Annotated in this window: 2 protein-coding genes and 1 pseudogene; all 3 read right to left on the reverse strand. The window is 65.6% G+C overall.

Features of this window, described 5'->3' with window-relative positions; translation table 11 throughout:
* Nucleotides 1-716, reverse strand: a pseudogene (locus ACEW8G_RS14215) (TonB-dependent receptor); the annotation flags it as partial.
* The gene (locus ACEW8G_RS14220; RefSeq protein ID WP_373489060.1) at nucleotides 667-1,935 is read right to left on the reverse strand and encodes an ABC transporter permease; all 1,269 of its coding nucleotides are present in this window, start codon (nucleotides 1,933-1,935) and stop codon (nucleotides 667-669) included. The gene ACEW8G_RS14220 and the pseudogene ACEW8G_RS14215, both read right to left, overlap by 50 nt.
* The coding region (locus ACEW8G_RS14225) for a DUF3526 domain-containing protein (RefSeq protein WP_373489061.1) at nucleotides 1,932-2,900 on the reverse strand (969 nt) is incomplete at its 5' end. The genes ACEW8G_RS14220 and ACEW8G_RS14225, both read right to left, overlap by 4 nt.

Consider the following 2,900-nt stretch of genomic DNA (forward strand, 5'->3'; position numbering starts at 1 on the left):
CGCGCCTTGGTCAGCGCGCCATAATGCTGCACCGTGTTGCGCTGGTCCGCCCATTCGGGCCCGGGGAAGCGGCGGCGGTCGACACGCGGCGGCAGGAAGGCTCCCTCGGGGGTGTACAGCGGCGCGGCCTCGCGGTTGTACAGATCGATCCGGCTCCAGAACGGGATGACTTCCACCCCGGCAGTGGGCTTCCACCGCGCCGCCAGCGCGTAGGAGCCGAAGAACGACTGGTTGCCCGGAGCGAGCTCATCGACGAACCCCGCCATGCCCGCGACCAGGCTGAGCTTGTCCTTGATCACGGGGATCTGCGCATCGAGCTCAAGCCGCCCGCCGCCCCAGCTGTTGAGGCCCAGCATGGTGCTGAGCACGAACTCGTTGCCAGCAGGCCGGATCTTGTAATCGACGATGCCCGTGGGTGCGGGGAACAGATAGTTCTGCGCGGTCAGCCCGACGCGCACGACATTGCTCTGCACCAGCCGGTCGGTGAACGAGGCGGGACGGTCGAAATACAGACCCTCCAGCCGGATGTTGTTCGCGGCGACCGGAGAGAACCCGCGCACATCGCTGCCGCTGTAAAGCCCGACGCGCTCGTTGCCGATGCTGGTGCCGAATGCGTCCTCGGCACCGACCGCGGCATTGTCGGTGACCCGCTGGGCGGACGCAGTCTCAGTCAGCCCTAGTGTCGCCGTCGTCAGCAGGAGCGAAACGCGGGACATTCGCCAGAATCGAGACGTCGAAAGGTCGTTCACTGAACAGATAGTCATAATAATACTCACGCAGTCGCGTATGATAGGCGCGGATGCGCTGTTGAAATTCAAGCTGGGCGGTGACGTCGGTCCCCGCCAGCGCGGTCATCGCTTGCGCGATCCCCGCCGGCGGCAGCAGCCAGCCCGCCGCCCGGGCATAGGCCGCACGGCCCGCAATGCCATCGCGATAGGCCTGCGACTGCTGGGCGACATGCAGATCGCCCAGATGCTGGAAAGCAAAATACCATTTGTAGTGGAAGGTCGGCGGTAGCGCGCTGCCGGGTTCGTGCTGCGGATAGAGCGCCAGGAACGCCTCCATCGTCTGCTCGCGCGGCCGATCCCATGCGCCGTGGACGAATTCGCGGTTTTCACGCGCCAGCTCTGCGCCATCGGGCACCGGCACGGACGCGTTGATTACCAGATTGGCCGCTGCGGGAACGACGAGCGTCAGCGCGAACCAGATCGAGGCCAGTGTCGCAGCGTTCACAACCGAGCTCGTGCCGCGCCGCGCCACAAGAAGGATGACCGCCGACCAGAACAGGCAGGCGAGCGTGATCAGCCCGCCGAACGCCAGTATCCTTGAAAGCTCGGTTCCCGCAAGAATTGCGCCCACCGCAAATGGGATCACTAGGGCGGCAAGCACCCCTGCTATCCGCACCGCGATCCGCACAGTCCACAGCCGCCGTCGCGCACCAGGCAGTGAGGACAGCATGAACAGCCGTCCCGCCTCGCGCTCGCCCGACCACACATCGTGCAGCAGCGCGATCAGCACCAATGGCGCGATATAGATGGTGATGAACACCAGATCGAACCGCCCGGCCAAGGACAATTCGGGGTTGGCGCTCTCGTTTTCATAGAGCTGCGCTTCGAGCGACAGCGAGCGGACCCGCAGGATCGCAGGCGCGATGTCGCGGTTGCCAAGCGCGGCAAAAGCGAGATCCGACGGCGGGTCCCAGACCGGCTGGAAGCCATAATAGGCACCATATCCCGCGTCCTCGACAAAGCCCGCCACCGCCGCCTCTTCGGCGGGCTGGCCTGCAAGCATCCGATCGATCATCGCCTGGTCTCGGGCGACATTGGCCAGGCCGATCGCCACGCCCGCTGCGGCGAAAACCGCCAGCAGGACGAGCGCGACGATTGCAGCGCGGTTGCGCCCCAGCAGCCAGATTTCGCGTATCACGTTGCTCATGCGCCGTGCCTTTCCATCCGTCGCGCAGCCCAGGCCAGCACGCCAAAGCCCAGCGCGATCCACAGGACCACCAGCAGCAGCGATGGCACCATCGCCGTCATCCGCGCCGAAGGAGAGGGTGCGGCGAAGTCAAACTCGGGCATGGTCTTCCAGAAGTCGGCGGATATTCGTGTGCGCCGGTCGGCGAGCGGATCCTTGCTGCGCGCGGCATCGTCTGCGCCGGAAACTGCGGTGGCCTGCAGGCCATTGAGCCTCTGCACCAGATCGAAGCGATAGGCTTCGGCTGCATTCATGAACGCGGTGTGCGTTGTGAGGTCGGTAGCCGCGCCCACCATCGATGCATTGCGCACCGAAAGCGCCGGACTCAGCACGCCCGCCCAGCCCAGCCAGCCCGACTGGCGCTGGCGGATGGCATCGGCGCGCGCGGAATAGTCCTTGAACAGCTCCGATGTGACCCGCTCGCCCTCTTGCGCTACGTATCCGCGATAGTTGAACGGCAGGTCTTCGGTGCGGCTGACCCCGTATTTCTTCAGGGTCTCGGCCTTGAACGCAGCGAAATGCGGATCGTCGGGGTTATGGCTGTCACCGATGCGGCGCAGATCAGCGGAGATCGCAAGCTCGGTATCGACCCGGCTGGGTAACGGATCGGCAACTCCGGCAATGCCTGCAGCCGCGCGCGGCAACAGCACGACGATCAACGCCCAGGCGGAGATCAGCGCAATCAGCGCACCTTGCGATGTCCGAGCAATGCCTGACACGGCAACGATGCCCAGCACCCAGGCTGCGAGATACCCCGCATAGGCCAGCGCAATGACCACAGCGATGCCGCCTTCGTGTTGCTGGCGCAACGCGGCCCAGGCCAGTGCGATCAGCGCAGGCATCAACGCCAGCAGCGCGACAACGCCCAGCGCCATCGCCTTGCCGCCCAGGATACTCCGCGCACTTGCGCCATGCGCCGCCAGGGC

It is taken from the genome of Blastomonas sp. (genome assembly GCF_041747255.1).
Lineage (GTDB): Bacteria > Pseudomonadota > Alphaproteobacteria > Sphingomonadales > Sphingomonadaceae > Blastomonas.

Bases quoted from the DNA above. Each gene is read 5' to 3' on its own strand.
- ACEW8G_RS14220 (WP_373489060.1), bottom strand. From the start codon at position 1,935: ATGAGCAACGTGATACGCGAAATCTGGCTGCTGGGGCGCAACCGCGCT.